The sequence below is a fragment of the Cellulosimicrobium sp. Marseille-Q4280 genome, assembly GCF_943181405.1.
In the GTDB taxonomy this organism is placed as follows: domain Bacteria; phylum Actinomycetota; class Actinomycetes; order Actinomycetales; family Cellulomonadaceae; genus Cellulosimicrobium.
This window is the reverse complement of record NZ_CALPBY010000009.1, coordinates 100,128-115,320: the sequence shown is the minus strand read 5'-3', so window position 1 is coordinate 115,320 and position 15,193 is coordinate 100,128. Positions and strand designations below refer to the sequence as shown.

General features: G+C 74.0%; 29 protein-coding genes. 28 read left to right on the top strand and 1 reads right to left on the bottom strand.

Translation table 11 applies throughout. The annotated features are described in order from the left end of the window. The first annotated feature begins 18 nt into the window (after positions 1–18). From NFS20_RS21060 to NFS20_RS21025, 8 genes are all read left to right on the top strand, one after another. The gene (locus tag NFS20_RS21060) at positions 19–237 is read left to right on the top strand and encodes a hypothetical protein (protein ID WP_251153766.1); all 219 of its coding nucleotides are present in this window, start codon (positions 19–21) and stop codon (positions 235–237) included. Beyond that, positions 234–542, top strand: a complete 309-nt coding sequence (locus NFS20_RS21055) for a hypothetical protein (protein WP_251153765.1) — start codon at positions 234–236, stop codon at positions 540–542. The genes NFS20_RS21060 and NFS20_RS21055 overlap by 4 nt, the downstream gene beginning before the upstream one ends. A gap of 38 nt (positions 543–580) precedes the next feature. Continuing rightward, positions 581–1,126, top strand: coding sequence for a hypothetical protein (locus NFS20_RS21050; protein WP_251153764.1), 546 nt, complete (start codon positions 581–583; stop codon positions 1,124–1,126). Between the two features lie 58 nt (positions 1,127–1,184). Next, the gene (locus NFS20_RS21045) at positions 1,185–1,544 is read left to right on the top strand and encodes a hypothetical protein (RefSeq protein WP_251153763.1); all 360 of its coding nucleotides are present in this window, start codon (positions 1,185–1,187) and stop codon (positions 1,542–1,544) included. Between the two features lie 14 nt (positions 1,545–1,558). Beyond that, positions 1,559–2,032, top strand: coding sequence for a hypothetical protein (locus NFS20_RS21040; RefSeq protein ID WP_251153762.1), 474 nt, complete (start codon positions 1,559–1,561; stop codon positions 2,030–2,032). A gap of 75 nt (positions 2,033–2,107) precedes the next feature. Beyond that, positions 2,108–3,004, top strand: coding sequence for a hypothetical protein (locus NFS20_RS21035; protein WP_251153761.1), 897 nt, complete (start codon positions 2,108–2,110; stop codon positions 3,002–3,004). Continuing rightward, positions 3,004–3,444, top strand: coding sequence for a hypothetical protein (locus NFS20_RS21030; protein ID WP_251153760.1), 441 nt, complete (start codon positions 3,004–3,006; stop codon positions 3,442–3,444). Before NFS20_RS21035 ends, NFS20_RS21030 begins: the two co-directional genes overlap by 1 nt. Continuing rightward, positions 3,441–3,653, top strand: a complete 213-nt coding sequence (locus NFS20_RS21025) for a hypothetical protein (RefSeq protein ID WP_251153759.1) — start codon at positions 3,441–3,443, stop codon at positions 3,651–3,653. The genes NFS20_RS21030 and NFS20_RS21025 overlap by 4 nt, the downstream gene beginning before the upstream one ends. On the opposite strand, the gene NFS20_RS21020 is transcribed toward NFS20_RS21025, so the two are convergent. Further along, positions 3,620–4,276 (bottom strand): hypothetical protein, encoded by a 657-nt coding sequence (locus tag NFS20_RS21020; RefSeq protein ID WP_251153758.1) that lies wholly within the window; start codon positions 4,274–4,276, stop codon positions 3,620–3,622. The genes NFS20_RS21025 and NFS20_RS21020 overlap by 34 nt on opposite strands. 235 nt (positions 4,277–4,511) lie before the next feature. On the opposite strand from NFS20_RS21020, the gene NFS20_RS21015 reads away from it, so the two are divergent. The 20 genes from NFS20_RS21015 (at position 4,512) to NFS20_RS20920 (ending at position 15,166) form a co-directional block, all read left to right on the top strand. Next, on the top strand, positions 4,512–4,805 hold the full coding sequence (locus NFS20_RS21015) for a hypothetical protein (RefSeq protein ID WP_251153757.1): 294 nt from the start codon (positions 4,512–4,514) through the stop codon (positions 4,803–4,805). Continuing rightward, entirely contained in the window at positions 4,802–5,101 is a 300-nt protein-coding gene (locus NFS20_RS21010) for a hypothetical protein (RefSeq protein ID WP_251153756.1), read from the top strand. Before NFS20_RS21015 ends, NFS20_RS21010 begins: the two co-directional genes overlap by 4 nt. After that, positions 5,098–5,583 carry a hypothetical protein gene (locus NFS20_RS21005; RefSeq protein ID WP_251153755.1) on the top strand — a complete coding sequence of 162 codons (486 nt, stop codon included), beginning with the start codon at positions 5,098–5,100 and terminating at the stop codon, positions 5,581–5,583. Before NFS20_RS21010 ends, NFS20_RS21005 begins: the two co-directional genes overlap by 4 nt. Beyond that, a complete protein-coding gene (locus tag NFS20_RS21000) occupies positions 5,580–6,056 on the top strand; it encodes a hypothetical protein (RefSeq protein WP_251153754.1) in 477 nt (158 codons plus the stop codon). The genes NFS20_RS21005 and NFS20_RS21000 overlap by 4 nt, the downstream gene beginning before the upstream one ends. Before the next feature lie 3 nt (positions 6,057–6,059). Continuing rightward, entirely contained in the window at positions 6,060–6,269 is a 210-nt protein-coding gene (locus NFS20_RS20995; RefSeq protein ID WP_251153753.1) for a hypothetical protein, read from the top strand. Continuing rightward, positions 6,266–7,249, top strand: coding sequence for a hypothetical protein (locus tag NFS20_RS20990; protein WP_251153752.1), 984 nt, complete (start codon positions 6,266–6,268; stop codon positions 7,247–7,249). The genes NFS20_RS20995 and NFS20_RS20990 overlap by 4 nt, the downstream gene beginning before the upstream one ends. A 67-nt stretch (positions 7,250–7,316) precedes the next feature. Next, entirely contained in the window at positions 7,317–7,607 is a 291-nt protein-coding gene (locus NFS20_RS20985) for a hypothetical protein (protein ID WP_251153751.1), read from the top strand. Further along, positions 7,604–8,776 (top strand): hypothetical protein, encoded by a 1,173-nt coding sequence (locus NFS20_RS20980; protein ID WP_251153750.1) that lies wholly within the window; start codon positions 7,604–7,606, stop codon positions 8,774–8,776. The genes NFS20_RS20985 and NFS20_RS20980 overlap by 4 nt, the downstream gene beginning before the upstream one ends. Before the next feature lie 114 nt (positions 8,777–8,890). Further along, entirely contained in the window at positions 8,891–10,909 is a 2,019-nt protein-coding gene (locus NFS20_RS20975; RefSeq protein WP_251153749.1) for a UvrD-helicase domain-containing protein, read from the top strand. Then, positions 10,906–11,208, top strand: a complete 303-nt coding sequence (locus NFS20_RS20970; RefSeq protein ID WP_251153748.1) for a hypothetical protein — start codon at positions 10,906–10,908, stop codon at positions 11,206–11,208. Before NFS20_RS20975 ends, NFS20_RS20970 begins: the two co-directional genes overlap by 4 nt. A 66-nt stretch (positions 11,209–11,274) precedes the next feature. After that, positions 11,275–11,595: a hypothetical protein gene (locus tag NFS20_RS20965; protein WP_251153747.1), complete on the top strand. Its 321-nt coding sequence runs from the start codon at positions 11,275–11,277 to the stop codon at positions 11,593–11,595. Positions 11,596–11,598: 3 nt separating this feature from the next. After that, positions 11,599–11,814 carry a hypothetical protein gene (locus NFS20_RS20960; RefSeq protein WP_251153746.1) on the top strand — a complete coding sequence of 72 codons (216 nt, stop codon included), beginning with the start codon at positions 11,599–11,601 and terminating at the stop codon, positions 11,812–11,814. Further along, a complete protein-coding gene (locus NFS20_RS20955; protein ID WP_251153745.1) occupies positions 11,808–12,008 on the top strand; it encodes a hypothetical protein in 201 nt (66 codons plus the stop codon). The genes NFS20_RS20960 and NFS20_RS20955 overlap by 7 nt, the downstream gene beginning before the upstream one ends. Before the next feature lie 59 nt (positions 12,009–12,067). Next, on the top strand, positions 12,068–12,628 hold the full coding sequence (locus tag NFS20_RS20950; protein WP_251153744.1) for a hypothetical protein: 561 nt from the start codon (positions 12,068–12,070) through the stop codon (positions 12,626–12,628). Positions 12,629–12,747: 119 nt separating this feature from the next. After that, the gene (locus tag NFS20_RS20945) at positions 12,748–13,341 is read left to right on the top strand and encodes a hypothetical protein (protein WP_251153743.1); all 594 of its coding nucleotides are present in this window, start codon (positions 12,748–12,750) and stop codon (positions 13,339–13,341) included. Positions 13,342–13,361: 20 nt separating this feature from the next. Then, positions 13,362–13,682, top strand: coding sequence for a hypothetical protein (locus tag NFS20_RS20940; protein WP_251153742.1), 321 nt, complete (start codon positions 13,362–13,364; stop codon positions 13,680–13,682). Then, positions 13,679–14,011, top strand: coding sequence for a hypothetical protein (locus tag NFS20_RS20935; protein WP_251153741.1), 333 nt, complete (start codon positions 13,679–13,681; stop codon positions 14,009–14,011). Before NFS20_RS20940 ends, NFS20_RS20935 begins: the two co-directional genes overlap by 4 nt. Continuing rightward, complete coding sequence (locus NFS20_RS20930; RefSeq protein ID WP_251153740.1) at positions 14,008–14,382, top strand: hypothetical protein; 375 nt, start codon at positions 14,008–14,010, stop codon at positions 14,380–14,382. The genes NFS20_RS20935 and NFS20_RS20930 overlap by 4 nt, the downstream gene beginning before the upstream one ends. Then, positions 14,379–14,780: a hypothetical protein gene (locus NFS20_RS20925; RefSeq protein ID WP_251153739.1), complete on the top strand. Its 402-nt coding sequence runs from the start codon at positions 14,379–14,381 to the stop codon at positions 14,778–14,780. Before NFS20_RS20930 ends, NFS20_RS20925 begins: the two co-directional genes overlap by 4 nt. Beyond that, the gene (locus NFS20_RS20920; protein ID WP_251153738.1) at positions 14,777–15,166 is read left to right on the top strand and encodes a hypothetical protein; all 390 of its coding nucleotides are present in this window, start codon (positions 14,777–14,779) and stop codon (positions 15,164–15,166) included. Before NFS20_RS20925 ends, NFS20_RS20920 begins: the two co-directional genes overlap by 4 nt. The last annotated feature ends 27 nt before the right edge of the window (positions 15,167–15,193 follow it).

Below are 15,193 nucleotides of genomic sequence, written 5' to 3'. Positions count from 1 at the left end.
GCCGCACATCCGTAGACCATGAGCACCAAGACCTCGGACGCGCCCGCGCCCGCCGCGTCGGCCACCCGCACCACCTGCGGATGGTGCAGCGTGCGCGACTGCGACTCCTGCCGCCCGGCCGGTACCGGGTGGGTGTGCGTGTGCACCCACGACCGGCGCATCCCGCGCGCACGGTTCGAGGCCGTCCTTGCCGGCGCCCAGCCGGCCGATGCGACACCCACCCCGGAGACGTCATGACCCGCTCGTACAGCTCGCCGATCTTCGCCCAGGCAGCCGCCCAGTGGCAGGAGATGCGCGAGGAGTTCGACCTGGCGCTGCGCAGCCACATCGACGCCGCCGAGCAGGCGTGCCGAGGTTCGCTGCTCTCGCCCGAGGGCAAGGCCGCCGGCGTCAGCATCGACCGGCTGTTCGGCGCCAACCGCACGACTGCGGCCCGGTACGCCTCCCCCGAGCTCCTGGAGTTCTGGGCCGCCCGCCCACGCCCGACCCTCGCCGCCTTCGAGGAGGCGTGGTTCGAGGCCCAGTTCGCCAGCGTCGCCTGACCGCGACCCCGGCCACCCACCAGGAGCACCACCACCTCATGAGCGAACCGACCCTCGCCGCCGTCGACCTGGACCTCACCGACGACGGCCTGGTCCTGACCATCACCCCCGACGAGCCTGTCGCCGGAGCCCCGATGCAGGTGCGCGTCGGCGGTACCGCGCTGCGCGCCGCGCTCGCCCCGGTCATGGCGGCCGCCTTCGACGACGTGCGCATCGCCGAGGCCGAACGCCTCGCCGAGCTGATGCACACCAGCCGCCACGACGTCACCAACGGCGCCAGCGACCGGCCCGACACCTACTTCGCCGGCATGCTCGCCGCCTCGAAGCTGGCCTGCCCCGGCGGACACCGCGGATCGCTGCACCACGAGGCCCACCAGGCCGCGGTCGCCAGAGCGGTGCTGGCCGATCCGGGCGAGCCCGACCTGGTCCGCGTCCACCGTGACCTGCGGACCCTGCTGGCCCAGGTGGCCGCGCTGTCCGACCGTGACGGCGCACGCCCCGAGGGCTGGAACGAGGCGATCAGCGAGGTGTCGCTGCTGATCACCGAGACCGTCGCGCTGCTGCCGGGGGTCGACCGCACCTGACGTGCTCGGGCTCGCCGCACATACACCTGGTGCACCCCCCAGAACCGAAGGAGCCCCCATGCAGCAGATCGCTGTGACCCTGCTCGCCACGAGCAACCCGTACGTCGCGCCGACCCTGCCGGCCCGGGGCCTGCTGGAGCTGTTCGAGCTCGGCACCAACGGGACCCTGATCTCGGCGGTGTGGCGGGCGCTCAAGGCCGACGGCAGCTACGGCGCCCCGGTCGTGGTCGACGACCCCGCGTTCACGTACGTCCACCCGGGCGTCGAGGTGAACCACGAGGTCGCGGCGACCGCCGCCCTGAACGACCTGCTGGAGTCCTTCGACGACGTCGAGGACCTCAGCGCCCGCGCCCCGGACATGGTCCGCGCGGTGCTCGCCGCGACGGACGGGCGCACCGCCCGCATCGCGTCTACCTGACCTCGAGGAGCTCCATGCCTGCTGCCCGCACCACGCTGACCGGGAGGCTGCGCGCCGCCTTCGCACGCCGGGACCGCCGGCGCCCGGACACCGACCCTCAGGTCGAGCGGGTGCAGGCCGCGCTCGCCCGGGCCGACGCGCTGGGTGAGAACTGGGACGGGCGCGGTGCCCCGGCGCCGGACCCGCGCGCACTGGACGTGGCGCGCCGGCTGCTGGACGCCGCGCACTGGTCCTGGCACCTGGACCTGACCACGTTCGCGGTCACCGCGGCCGCCGACGGCGCGGGCGTGCTGATCGAGTCGATCGTGGACGACGTTCAGCTGAGCCTGCTGATCGACCCGGACGGCGAGCACGGGTACTTCGTCGCCGACGACTACGGTTCCGGTGAGCTGGCCGAGGGCGTCGCCACCGTGGACGGCGCCGTGCGCGACTTCTGGACGTACGGGCGCGTGCCGTGGCATGCCGTCGCGCCGGGCGACCTGGTCTGACGGGTCGGGCTGCTCCGCACATAGGTACGTCAGGGACCGGGCGCGCGCCCGGTGCGAGAAGGGATGAGCACCGACATGAGTGACACCGCCCGGCTGACCGCCGCGCTGCGAGCCGAGGGGCTTCTGAGCGTCGACGAGAGCCGCCTGAACATGACCGTCGACGTCGATGTGGCGCACCTGGCGCGCGTGCTTCGCCGCCACGGCCTGCTGACCGACGCCCCCACCCCCGCCCAGCAGGCCGCGGCGATGATGGCGGCCGGACCGGCCAACCGCATGGGCGACGCCGCCGGCCGGGCCCGCGCCGCGCTGGGTGTTCGGCGCCCCGAGCTGCACGTGACGTCGCGGTCCGGGTCGGGCCACGGCCTGTCGCTGCACTCGCGCGGCGGGCAGGTGCGCGCCCTGGTGAGCGTCGACCGGCCCCAGGACTACGAGCTCGAGGACGACGAGCTGGGCTTCTCCCTGGGCACCGCGCCGATGGCGACGCTGCGTCAGGGCCTGCTGCACGGGTTCGACACGATCACCGCTCCGGCGCGCGGCGAGGCCGACAAGTTCGTGCTGCAGCTGCGCCCCGACGGCGGCGCGACCGCCCAGGTGCACCTGAACAGCGGCAACGCCCTGTACCTGGAGCTGGACGGCAACGCGATCGCCCGGCTGCTGGTGTGGCTGGTGACCGGCGAGGTGTTCGCCACGAACGAGGTCGCCGCCCAGGTCGCACCGGCGCTCGACGGCGTGGACGTCCCCGCCGGCCGGGTCCGTGACCTGCTGCGCGCGGTGCGCACCGTGCCCGGCACCTTCCAGGTGTCCCACGCCGACGCGTACTTCGACCGGGTCGCCCGGCACGCCGCGGCGATCGGCACGTACGCGATCGGGAACCTCGCCGGCACGCTGGTGCTCGCCAACCCCGGCGAGACGCTCACGGACGTCACCGCCCGCTGGCGCCGCACCGTCGACCGCAAGGGCGGCGCGTCCTGATGGGCGAGCCGGTCGTCATCCGCGACGAGGCCGCGCACGACCAGGTGCTCACCGTGTCCACCCGCGGGGTCGGCCCGGGCGCCACCGGCGTGCTGCTCGTGGAGGTCGGCGGGTCGGTGGTCGAGGCCCACCTGTCCTCCGGCGGCCTGGACGCCCTGGCGCGTGCCGCGGCCGATGCGCGCGCCGTCGTCCGCGACGCCGAGCTGACCGACCCGGACCCGGGGTACTACGTCGCCGCGCGCGACGAGCAGGGCAACATCCGGCTGAACTGCGGGCGCGGCACCATGATCGCCGGCCCGAACGACAGCCTCGCCACGGTGTCCGGGTGGCTGGCGAACGCCCAGCCCTGGTCGCGGTTCGCCAAGGGGTACGCCGCGGCGGTCGACCTGCTGGTCGCCGAGGAGGCCGCGGGCGCCCCGGCACCGAAGCCCCCGCGGTGATGACCGCCGCGGACGCCCCGGCGCCGGGCCTTGACGACGAGGAGCGGATCGCTGTCGAGCTGCGCTACATCGCCCGGGTGCGCTCGATGCTGCCCTCGCGCCGGGCACTGGCCGCGCTGGACGCCGACGAGGCGAACCTGCGCGCGGAGCTCGCCCGGCTGCGAGGCAGCGCCACTCAGCTGGCGGACGGCTCCCCGGGCCGCCCCTGAGCGTCCGGCCAGGTGGGCGGTCCGAGCCTGCTGCGCTCCTTGAGGGCGACGTCCGCGGCCGCGCGAGCCGCCTTCACCCCGGCGGCCCGCATCCCGAACCAGACGTTGGGCTCGTCGCCGGGCCGCTGCTCGTGCACGTAGCCCGCGATCAGGGCCGCGGCGATGAGCTCGCCGTTGGAGACGTAGCCGCCCATCTGCTCGCGCAGCACCTCCTCGGCGATGTGCTTGAGCCCGTAGCTGCCGGCGCCGTCGTAGACGGTCTGGCGCGGCTCGAAGGTCTGCAGGAGCCAGTGGCGCAGCTCCTCGACGCGTCCGGCGGCGGATCGCAGCGACTGGCGTGAGGCCCTGAACTCCTGCATCCGCTGCTCGCGCGGGGTGTTCCCGAAGAACGCCATGCCCAGGCCGGAGAAGTTGAGCCGCGGGTGCTCGAGCATGGCCACGGCGAGGCGTCGTTCGTGCTCGTCGGCGGTGCGCAGGGCTGACCAGGAGGCGAAGCCGGCCCGCACGGCGACCTGGTGCTGGACCTGCTGCAGCGTCTGGTCGGAGCCGTCGTCCAGCAGTTCGCGCAGGGTCTGCTTCGAGTGGTCCTTGAAGTACCGGATGGTGTCCACGATGCGTTCCACGTTCTGGCTCGATGCCCGTGCTCGCATGACGGTCGAGCCGATGTCGTGACGCAACGGATCGTTCCGGGGTGGTGGTGCGTGGACTGGCGGAGCCTTCGCGCGAGCTGCTGGCACGTCCGGTGCCGAGCGACAGGCTAGCACCGCAGCGCGCCGGCCCCGCGAGTTCCGGGCGTGCCGCACATAGGCCTGTGGCCGCCGGACCCTCGCGCGGCCGCCCGCCGACCGCAGGAGCCCCATGCCGAACACCCGCACCTCGAAGCGCGCTGCCGCGGCGGCCGCGATCCTCGGCGGCGCCCTGCTGCTGGGCGGCTGCGACTTCTTCGACCAGGCCACCAACCCCGAGGACTACCCGCCCGACCCGGCGGTCGAGGCCGCCGAGCACGCCGAGTCGCTCGAGAACGAGCCGAACTCCCACGGCGTGTTCTGGCAGGAGCTGCCCGAGGGCGGGCAGGTCCAGTGCATCTGGGCGCAGGAGTACCGGGCCGGCTGCCTGTCGTGCGACTGGGCCAGCGCGGAGCGCCCCTCGTGATCGCCGCCCTGCGGCGCCGACTCGCTGAGAGCGCCCGCCGCCGCCACATGGAGGCGCTCTGCCTGTGCGGGCACACCCGCTACGAGCACGACTACAACGAGGGCCCCTGCATCGAGGGGTGGGTCTGCTCACTGACCGACGGCCAGTACGTCTGGCACCCGGTCGCTCGGTTCTGCCTGTGCCGCGGGTTCGCCGACGCCCGCACCAACGTGGGCCTGGACCGGCAGCGGCTGCACTGCGGTCCGCGCTGCGAGTGCCACCGCGCGCAGTCGCGCCTCGCCCGGGAGAAGTCGTGAGCGCCGGGACCGGCCCGGTCGCCTGGACCGGCGAGGACCTCGACGCGTTGGCGACGTCGACGGTCGTGAACTCCAAGATCGTGGCCGCACGCCGCCTGCCCGGCGCGGGTGACTGGGCCTGCACCGACGGTGAGGTCCGCACCAGCCGCGAGCTCGCGTCGATCTACAACCCGCTGGTCGTGCTGTGCGTCCCGGGCGCACGCGACGGCGACGAGCCGGACCGCATCGCCTGGACCGCCTGCGACCTGGACGCTCTGCAGGTCACCGCCGTCGTCGACGCCCGCCTGACGGCCCGCAAGGTCCGCCGCGACGGCGTCGAGTCCTGGGCGTGCTCCGACGGCGAGGTCCGCACCAGCGACGAGCTCGTCGCTCTCGACGGGCCCGTGCGCGTGCTGGCCGCGCGCACCCCGACCCCTGACCGGCTCGCGCGCGGCATCACCGGCGCACTGCCCGCCGCCCTCGACCCGAAGGACACCCCGTGAGCGAGACGTACGCCCCCATCTCCCCCGGCCCCGGCCACGACGCGTTCTGCGGCCTGCTCGACCCGCACCTGCGTCACCGCCACGGCGCCGCGGACTACCAGATCTGCGACGGCGTGGAGAAGCGCCGCCGCACCCCCGACGACCTGGACCGCGCCACCGAGGGCGAGCGCGCCACCGGCGACGACGGCGTGCTGCGCGTCAAGGGCCCGTACGACCTGTGGTTCCGGCTCGCCGAGAACGGCGCCCGCTCGGACGTCGGCGTGCCGTCCTACGTCGTGTGGGCCCCGGCCCCGCCCGCGCCGACCGCCCAGGACGTCGCCGCGCGCGCCGTGGCCGCGTTCGTGCGCACCAGCATGGGCGGCTCCGAGGACGCCGTGCCCGAGCCCAGCCCCGGGGACCAGGCCCTGGCCGCCGACGTCGTGATCGCCCTGACAGCCGCCGGCCTGCTGGCGCCCACGACCGGGCAGGGCTGAGCCGTGCCCACCCAGTCCGAGAAGGGCCGCCACAACATCCTCGTGCCGCCGGCCGAGTGGGACGCCATCGCCGCAGCCGCCGGGCGCATGGACGTGCCGGCCTCGTGGTTCTTGCGCAAGGCCGCCGCGTTCGCGCTGCGCAACCCCGCCGCCTTCGGCCGGTTCCTGACCGGCACCCCCGCCACCGCCGCACCGCAGGAGGACGACTCATGACCGCCATCGCCCGCTTCACCGCCTCCCGCGCCGCGGCCATCCGCGTCACGAACTTCTCCGGCCTGGGCGGTGCGGCCGCGTTCAGCCTGGACGGCGGCGCCGAGCTCGCGCGCACCGTGGCCGCCGTACTGGGGCACCTGGACGACCGGGTGCTCGGCGTGGAGGTCGTGCTGCACGACACGCGCCTGGACGTGCCCGCCGAGCCGGGCGAGCCGATCCCCAACGTGATCTCGCACCTGGCCGACGTCGTCGCCGGCGCCGCTGTGCCGCCCGAGGGCGTGGTCACCTGCGACGAGCCCGCATCGCGCGACGACGGCCCGCACCACACCGGCCCGGCCCCGCACCTGGCGGTCACCGACCTCGAGCAGCGCGACCGGATCGTGGCGCTCATGCACGCCGTCGACGGGGCCGTGACCGGGCGGGTCCGCGAGGCCCGCATGGACGGCCAGGAGTACACCGATGCGTACGTCTCGACCCTACGTCTGCTGGCCGAGGCCGGGATGCGCCACCTCGACGACAGCGTCGAGCTGGAGGTGGTCTACCGGTTCGGTGTCATCGTCGCCAGGATGGCCGCGGCCGCTCAGGTGGACCTGGGCACCACCCCGACCGGCTGGGCGCACGCCGCCCTTGAGTCGTCCGGGTGGACGATCGCACCCTCCTCGCCCGCGGCGCGCGCCGAGGCCCGGGTGGAGGCGTTCGCGCGCCACCTGGCCCGGCGCTACCGGGACAGCGACACCGTGCCCGAGGGGCAGATCCGCGTCATGTGGATCCCGGTGACCGAGCGCCTGCTGGCCACCGCCGGGGTGAGCGACCTGGCAGCGGCCCTGACGACCGAGCTCGTCGAGCAGGTCGCCCGCGGCGTCTACGCCAAGATGACCGAGAGCGACGGCGCGGGGTTCGACACCTCCTCCCAGCGCAGCCGGTGGGTCTCTTGGACGCACCGTGCGCTGGTCGCCTCCGGCTGGGAAGTCCAGGCCTGACCAGAGCACCCCACACCCGCACCGCCCGGGGCCGCAGCTCCGGGTGCCACGACAGGAAGCAGTCACCGTGATCGCCGTCGCCATGTTCATCTACCTGATCATCGCCGCCCTGTGGGCCCTGACCTGGGTCATCGTCGCCATCGCCACCCGGGTGCTGGCGGCCCGACGCGCCCGGGCCGGCGCCGACGCCAGTGAGGTCGCGCGCACCCGGCGGATGGCGTCCTACGCCTTCACGTTGACTCTCGTCTCGATCGGCTGGCCGGTGCTCGCCGTGGTGCTCGCGCGGATCGCGCTGGTCCAGGTGGCCGAGTCCAGCCTGCTCGACGAGGCCGAGGCGGCAGAGGCGGTGCGCGCGTGAGCGCCTGGACCGTCGCCGCCGCGGCGACCTTCACCCCGGGGCAGGTGTTCGCCCAGCGCGACCGCGGGCACGTGCACCTGTGGACCCGCGGGGAGGGCGGTGAGCGCCCCTGGTCCGCGCCGACCGACGGCGAGCCCCTGGCCGCGACCGACCAGGAGATCGCCGAGGCCATGCTGATCGCCCTGCACGGCGCCGGCCTGCCGGTCGCCGACGTCGACTGGGCGTGGGGACTGCAGACCCGCACGTTCACCGACGGGCCGCACGACTCCGCGGTCGAGACCCGCGACGTGCGCACCATGAAGCCGTACACCGAGCAGGGTGCGGCCGACATGGTCGAGCGGATGAACGGGGAGCGCGGCCAGTTCCGGCCCGACGGCGCCCGCCTCGTACGCCAGCTCGTCGGCGCGTGGGCCCCGGCCTCGCCCGAGCCCGAGGAGACGTTCGAGACGCCGCACGACTCGCTGCGCTACGCCCTGGACTGGGCGATGTGGGGCCACGGCATGGGCGACACCTTCCGCGGCCCCCTGATCGAACGGATGCTCGCCGGGGTCCCGGTGGCCGACCGCGCCCAGGCGCAGAACCTGATCACCGACTGGCTGGCCCGCCGCGGCGGGCCGGGCGACGCCGCGCTGTTCACGCAGCTGCGCGCCCGCATCGCCGAGCTCGAGGCGGAGGTCGAGCGGCTGCGCGAGGTCGGGATGGACAGCGTGCACCACCTCGCGCGCCAGATGGGCCTGGCCCTGCGCGAGGAGAACCGCGCCCGGCAGGTCTACCTGCGCCTGGCGTCCACCATGTCGTTCGCCCGGACGCTCGAGTACCTCGACATCACCGACGAGGAGCTGACCGACGACGTCGAGCGCGGCAACGTCATCATGCTGGAGGTCGGCGACGAGCAGGTGTTCCCCGCCGACCAGTTCCTCATGGACCGCGCCAGCCGGTGCGCCATCGTGTCCGTGCTGCGCAAGGACGGCGCACGGCGCCAGCGCGAGGACTGGTGCTGGGCGGCAGCGCTGTTCCTGGCCGCACCCCAGCCCGAGCTGCGCGGCGCGGCCCCGGCGTCGTGGCTGCTGGACGGTGGCCCGCTGCCCCCCGTGCTGGACGCCGCCCGCCGGGTCGCGGCCGCGGGCGGACCGATCGCAGCGGCCCGCCCCCGGGTCACCGGGAGCTGAGCCGCCGGTCGTACAACGTCAGGGCTCGGTAGCGCGCCGTACAAGGTCGCGCCGCCGGGCTCTGCCGCACATCTGCACGGGGACACCCTGTCGCACCTGAGCCTGGAGACCTTCGTGAGCGAGTTCGAGCTGACCGACGAGCAGCGCGCCATCGTCGACGCCGTCGCCTCCGGGCGCAACGTCGTCGTCAAGGCGCTGGCCGGCACCGGCAAGACCTCCACCCTGGCGGCGGTCGCCCGTCACCTGGGCGAGACCCAGCCCGACAAGCGGCTGCTGTACCTGGCGTTCAACAAGGTCACCGCCGACGAGGCCAAGGGCCGCATGCCGTCCAACGTCGAGGCCCTGACCTCCAACGCGATGGCGCGCCGCGGCGGGCTCGGCCACATCGGTCGCCGCGTGAACCCGAAGTCGATCCGCGGCCGCGAGCTCGTCGAGCGCCTCGCGGTGCGCGGCGACGTGACCGTCGGCTCGCACAAGGTCGCCTCCCCGTACGACCTGGTGCGCCTGGCGAGCCGGACGATGGAGCGCTGGTGCCAGTCGTCCGACGAGGTCGCATCGCGCCGTCACGTGCCGCGGGTCTCGCCCGGCGAGGGCGGCGACGTCCACCGCGCGCTGCAGGCGGTCATGTACGACGCCGCGCGCCGCGCCTCCTCCCCCGAGGCTGCCGACGCCGCCGAGGCCGAGGCCCTGGATGCCGCGTGGGCGAAGGTCGTCAAGCGGGTCCTGGCGATCGTCGGCGACTGGTGGTCGGAGGTCATGAACCCCGAGTCCGACATGCCGGTCTCGTTCGACCAGGAGGTCAAGGCCTGGGCGATGCTCGCCCCGCGCTTCGACCAGCCGGGCGCCGGGTCGCGCGGCCCGGTCGACATCGTGCTGTACGACGAGGCGCAGGACACCAACGACGTGACCGGCGCGCTGGTGCAGTCGCAGTCGATCCAGCAGGTGTACGTCGGTGACGCCAACCAGGCGATCTACGCCTGGCGCGGCGCGGTGGACTACCTGGACAAGGTCGAGGTCGACACCCACCTGGCCCTGACCGCCTCGTGGCGGTTCGGCCCGCAGGTCGCGCACTACGCGAACGCGTTCCTGACGCTGATCGGCACCGACGAGCGCGTGACCGGCAACGGCTCGCCCGCGGTGATCGGCCCCATCAAGACGCCGGACGCCGTGGTGTGCCGCACGAACGCCGGCCTGCTCGAGGCAGCGGTCACCCAGGACAAGGCCGGCAAGAAGGTCGGCGTGCCCAAGGGCATGAAGCGCGAGCTCAAGACGCTGGCCGAGACCGTGGCGTGGATGCGCGACGGGGCCCGCAAGCCGATGTTCGTGCACGAGGACCTGTCGGACTTCACCGACTGGGACGAGGTGCGCAAGGAGGCCAAGGAGAACCCCGGCGGGTCGGTCGCGCGGCTGGTCAAGCTCGTCTCGGCCATCCCGATCGCCGACCTGCTCGCGCTCGTGGAGCGCCTGACCGACGTCGACCAGGCGTTCAAGGGCCGCCCGACGTGGGACGTCATGGTGACCACGGCGCACAAGGCCAAGGGCCTGGAGTGGGACGCGGTCGTGGTCGGCGACGACTTCCCGCAGCCGCGGGTGGACGAGGACGGCACGACGACCCTGCCGGACCCGGAGAACCTGCGCCTGGCGTACGTGACGGTGACCCGGGCGAAGAAGGCCCTGGACGTCGGCTCGCTGGCGTACTGCCTCAAGGAGGCCGGGATGGGAGCCCCGCCCGCACTCGACGCACCGGCGCCGCGCACGGACGAGGAGCCGGTGGCCGAGACGGTGACCGAGGAGCAGCGCCCCGCCCCCGCACCGGCCCCGGCGCCGGCCGAGCCCGCGCCCTCGCCTGCCGCGCCCGCCCCGGCCGCAGCGCCGGGCACCAGCCCGCAGACTGCCGCCGCCGGCAAGGCCATCGCCGACCTCATCGTCGCCGGAGACCAGGCCGGGGTCGACCTGCGCCTGCTGGTCGCCGCCGCGGCCAAGCACCTGCGCGTGCACGAGCGCACCACGGTCGCCGACGAGCTCGCCGCCTACTCCGAGACGTCCACCACCCCGGGCGTGCGTCTGGCGTCGGCGTTCGTGCGCTCCAGCGCCAAGCGCATCGAGCGCGGCGACGTGGCACTGCTCGCGTGAGCGACCTGGTCGCCGACCCGGGCGTCGAGCAGACCCGGGCCTACACGCTGTACGTGTTCGACTGCCCGTGCGGCAACCGCTCCCTGATCGGCGACGTCGACCCCGACGAGACCGAGGAGTGCGACAGCTGCTTCGAGCAGATCCCGATGGACCCGTCCGTCGACGACGGCGCGCAGCCGTACGAGATCTGGGTGTTCGACTGCCCGGCGTGCACCGGCCAGACCGAGATCGGCGACCGTGACCCGGCCGGCGTCGAGGAGTGCGACGACTGCCACGCGAAGGTGCCCATCGCGCCCTGAGCGCGTGCCGCACATAGCCCTGGTGGGAGGCCGGCGAACGACCGGCCCGGAACGGAGACCTCGGCGATGAGCCGCACCACCCTTGCCGACGTCCTGACTTCCGGCGGGACCGACCTGGAGGCGCTCGCCGCGCTCGAGGCTGCCGCCACCCCCGGGCCCTGGTACCAGGACGTCGACGTCGAGTACGAAGGCACCGGCCAGCTGGCCGCGTCCGGGTCGCCCACCGTCTACGCCACGCCGAGCGGCGAGGGCGCCTGCGTCGACGGGGTGGACCTGTTCACCGCCGCCTCGCCCGAGGACGCCGCGCTGCTGGTGCACCTGCGCAACCTGCTGCCGGACCTGATCGCCGCGGCCCGAGCGGGCGCCGCCGTCGAGCGAGGTGCCTGAGTCGTGGACCTGCTGGACCTGATCCGCACGCTGACCGACCAGCCGTGGTTCCCGTGGCTCGTGCTCCTGACATCGCCTGCCGCGGCACTGACCTTCATGTACGACTACGGGGCGTCCACGCGCCGGTCCGCCAAGGTCGCCTGCGCGGTGATGGCGACCCTCTGCTGGCTCGGCACCCTCATCGCGTTCGCCCAGATCGCGGGGTGGAAGCCGTGGTGACCTGGTCCGACGTCGTCCCCTGCGTGCTGCCCGCGCTGCTCGGCTCGGCGCTGATCGCCACCGGGGCCATCGCCGTCGACAACGCCCGGCGCGGCGCCGTCCGGGTTGGCGCCTGGGTGGCCGGGCTCGCCGGCATCGCGCTGAACGTCACGGTGATCACCGACCTGCTCGCCGTCACGTCCATCTGGACGTGACCTTCGCGCCCGCCGCGGCGCACCACGACCCACGACCCACCACCCACGAGGGAGGCACGATGAGCACGACCGTCCCGCAGTACGCCAGCTCCACCGACCCCGAGGTCATCGCCACGATCGAGCGCAACCGCGCCGGCGTGGCCGACTTCAACCGCAGGGCCATCGAGTTCGCCGCCCGCCACGGCTCGCCGAACGGCGGGTTCTACCCCTCCACCTTCGCCGGCGCGCACGACGTCATGGCGATCGGTGGCGACGCCAAGCCGACCACCGGCCGGTGGAAGAAGGGGTACCGCGGCGCGGGCTGGGTCCCGTTCAAGAACACCGAGCTGGACGCCGAGATGGAGGCGATCCGGTTCGTCGAGGAGCCCCTGCCCGGCATCCCCGACCTGGTGTACGGCCCGCACACCTCGCGCGGCCAGGTCGTCAGCGCCGGCGCGAGGTTCGTCCACGACGGCGTCGCCTACATCGGGTTCGGCCACACCCCGCTGGCCGACCAGCCCGAGCGCGCGAGTGCGACCGGTGACGGCCACTGGGAGGAGATCAAGGCCTCGCAGTTCCACGCCGCGCTGGAGGCGTACAACGAGGCAGCGAAGGCCGACGCCGACGCCGACGCCGCCTGAGCACCGCCGCACCGCAGCGCCGAGCAGGGCCCCGCCAGTCGCACCGGCGGGGCCCTGCCGCACATCCACTGGGGGCAGGCCGCCCCGGGCCCGCGACGTGACCGCCCCAGGAGACGACCATGATCCACCACGCCGGTGGCTGCTCACCCGACCCCGACCGCGACCCGTACATCGGGTGCCGCTGCGGCGCCACGATCGTCGACGCCCGCACCCAGCGCGCCGCCGCGGCCGCCGACGACCTCGAGGCCCTGGCGCACGAGCTCGCCGCATCCGGGCAGGCGTCCGGGCGAGCCCAGGCCGAGCGGATCACCGCCGCGCTCGCGCGCGTGCGCGAGCACCTCGACCCGCCGGCCACGGCCGCGGCCGGTACCAAGGCCTCGCTGGTGAACCGCGAGCAGGCCGAGGCGATCAGCCGGGACCTGACCATCGCCCGCCACGAGTTCAGCGTGGACGCCCCGCACTCGTGGTGGGGCCCGGGGATGGCTCTGCACCTGGCCGAGGAGTCCCGGCCTGGGCGCGGGCACGACATCACCTGGTCCTACGTCGACGGCGACCACGCCGTGACCGGCCACGTCGACGTCTACGGGCACGGCGGCTTCTCGGTCGCCACGGTCGACTTCGTGCACAGCGACGACTTCGAGGACTGCGACTGCCGACGGTGTACGCGGGCGCGGCGCGTGGAGGAGGCGGCCGACGCCGCCCGCAACCGGTAGGTGCCGCACATCTTCTCGCCATGACGAACACCGCCGACGTCCCCGAGGTGAGCCCGGGGCAGGTCTGGGCCGACAACGACCCGCGCTGCGCCGGACGCACCGTGCGCGTGGTGGACCTCGACGTCGACACCCGCGGGCAGCGCGTCGCGAAGGTCGTGACGCTCACCAACGCCGACCGCGACCAGAAGATGCTCGACCGGCACGGCCCCGCTGCCGCCGGCACGCAGGTCGGCCCGGACTGGGTGCCCAACGACCGGCGCGGCAAGACCAGCACCATCCGGGTTGACCGGATGCGCCCCACCTCCACCGGCTTCCGGCTCGTGAAGGGTGCGGCGTCGTGAGCGGCTTGCCGGTCGTCGTGCAGGTCGTCGTGTACGCCGTGATGGTCGCCGGAGTCGTCATGATCACGTGCGCCCGCTCGATGGCCTCCACAGCCGACCACCATTTGGCCGACGCGGTGCGCGAGCTCGCGACGCGGGAGCGCTCGCAGGCCAGGGACGAAGCGGCGGTCGCGGCCCACAACACGTGGACGTCGGCGCGCCAGTCCGCCCGGTCAGTACAGATCAACGGGTGGTGCTGCCTCGCGGCTCCGCTGGCGGTGTGGTTCGTGCCGCTCGCCTTCGCGTTCGTCCAGTCGCAGCTGGTGGCCCTGGTGGGGTGGTTGTCGTGAGCGACGGCGCGCCGAAGGCGTACGAGGCCGACCACACCGCGCTGGTCCACGTGCTGTGGGCCGCGAAGCACCAGGGCCTGTCCCTGGACGACGCGGACGCGCTGGCCAGCTTCGTCCGGTCCAGCGACTACCACGACGCCGCGGGCCGCCAGGCGGTCGCGCAGTTCGCCCGCGGCCTGCTGGGCCCGCGCACCGACGATCTCGTGCTCACCCCGCAGGTCGGCGTCTACCTCGCCGAAGCGGAGAAGGTCGGCGGCCGCTCGACCTGGGCGATGCGGTACGCCGACGAGGCGCACGCGCACGCCGGAGCAGCCCGGCGCCTGGACCGGTTCACTACCGCGCTGCACGACGCAGCCCGGGAGCCGGCGTGAGCCCGGGCATCCAGCCGCCACCGCCGCCGCGGCAGAGGTCGTCAGCGGAGTCGTGGCGCGCCGCCCGTGCCGCCGGGCTGCGCCGTGCGCGAGCCGAGCGGTCGCAGGACCTGATGGCCGACGTGCGCCGCCCGCTGGTGTGGGGCCGCTCGGCCTACCGGTTCGACCCGGAGTACGAGAAGGCCGGCCCGTGGCACGTGACCTCGACCCTGCCGGACGGCACGTCGAACGGCGTGGGCCTGTGCGGGAGCCGCTTCGGGCACAACGAGCGTTCCGCCCTGTTCGTCGCGACCCGGACCGAGCACCCCGTCTGGTCCCAGCGCTGCTGCCCCACCTGCGTGCGCTTGGAGCGCACCATCCCGACCACCCCGACCACCCCGACCGAGGAGACCCGATGACCAAGCCGTACGCCCAGGCCGACACCGACGAGCCGATGACCACCCGCGAGAAGGTCAAGGTCGCAGCCGTGTTCGTCGCCATCGCCGCACTTGGTGTGGCGCTGAGCGTGACCATCTACCGCTCCTGGGTCGACTTCGGCCACGCGCAGGCCGCCAAGTCCACCCTGCAGACCTCGTTCACGGCGCTGCGCACCGAGCAGGCCCTGGACCCTCTGGACCCGACGACGGTCGACGAGATCGAGCAGGTCACCGGGCAGGACCTGTCCGACCTCGGCGTGACGATGCACGAGGTCGACGGAGACGTGTGCTTCCAGACCGGCGACGGGCGGCACACCTTCTCGATGACCGAGCCGGACCTGCAGCTGGTCGAGGACCCCTGCCCCTGACCGCCGCCGGCAGTCCATGCCGTGCCG

What these genes read in the sequence shown, in the direction of transcription:
- NFS20_RS20950 (WP_251153744.1), top strand. Translation starts at nt 12,068, where the DNA reads ATGAGCACGACCGTCCCGCAGTACGCCAGCTCCACCGACCCCGAGGTC.
- NFS20_RS21035 (WP_251153761.1), top strand. Translation starts at nt 2,108, where the DNA reads ATGAGTGACACCGCCCGGCTGACCGCCGCGCTGCGAGCCGAGGGGCTT.
- NFS20_RS20945 (WP_251153743.1), top strand. Translation starts at nt 12,748, where the DNA reads ATGATCCACCACGCCGGTGGCTGCTCACCCGACCCCGACCGCGACCCG.
- NFS20_RS21040 (WP_251153762.1), top strand. Translation starts at nt 1,559, where the DNA reads ATGCCTGCTGCCCGCACCACGCTGACCGGGAGGCTGCGCGCCGCCTTC.
- NFS20_RS20920 (WP_251153738.1), top strand. Translation starts at nt 14,777, where the DNA reads ATGACCAAGCCGTACGCCCAGGCCGACACCGACGAGCCGATGACCACC.
- NFS20_RS21055 (WP_251153765.1), top strand. Translation starts at nt 234, where the DNA reads ATGACCCGCTCGTACAGCTCGCCGATCTTCGCCCAGGCAGCCGCCCAG.
- NFS20_RS21060 (WP_251153766.1), top strand. Translation starts at nt 19, where the DNA reads ATGAGCACCAAGACCTCGGACGCGCCCGCGCCCGCCGCGTCGGCCACC.
- NFS20_RS20965 (WP_251153747.1), top strand. Translation starts at nt 11,275, where the DNA reads ATGAGCCGCACCACCCTTGCCGACGTCCTGACTTCCGGCGGGACCGAC.
- NFS20_RS20940 (WP_251153742.1), top strand. Translation starts at nt 13,362, where the DNA reads ATGACGAACACCGCCGACGTCCCCGAGGTGAGCCCGGGGCAGGTCTGG.
- NFS20_RS21045 (WP_251153763.1), top strand. Translation starts at nt 1,185, where the DNA reads ATGCAGCAGATCGCTGTGACCCTGCTCGCCACGAGCAACCCGTACGTC.
- NFS20_RS21015 (WP_251153757.1), top strand. Translation starts at nt 4,512, where the DNA reads ATGCCGAACACCCGCACCTCGAAGCGCGCTGCCGCGGCGGCCGCGATC.
- NFS20_RS20990 (WP_251153752.1), top strand. Translation starts at nt 6,266, where the DNA reads ATGACCGCCATCGCCCGCTTCACCGCCTCCCGCGCCGCGGCCATCCGC.
- NFS20_RS21030 (WP_251153760.1), top strand. Translation starts at nt 3,004, where the DNA reads ATGGGCGAGCCGGTCGTCATCCGCGACGAGGCCGCGCACGACCAGGTG.
- NFS20_RS21050 (WP_251153764.1), top strand. Translation starts at nt 581, where the DNA reads ATGAGCGAACCGACCCTCGCCGCCGTCGACCTGGACCTCACCGACGAC.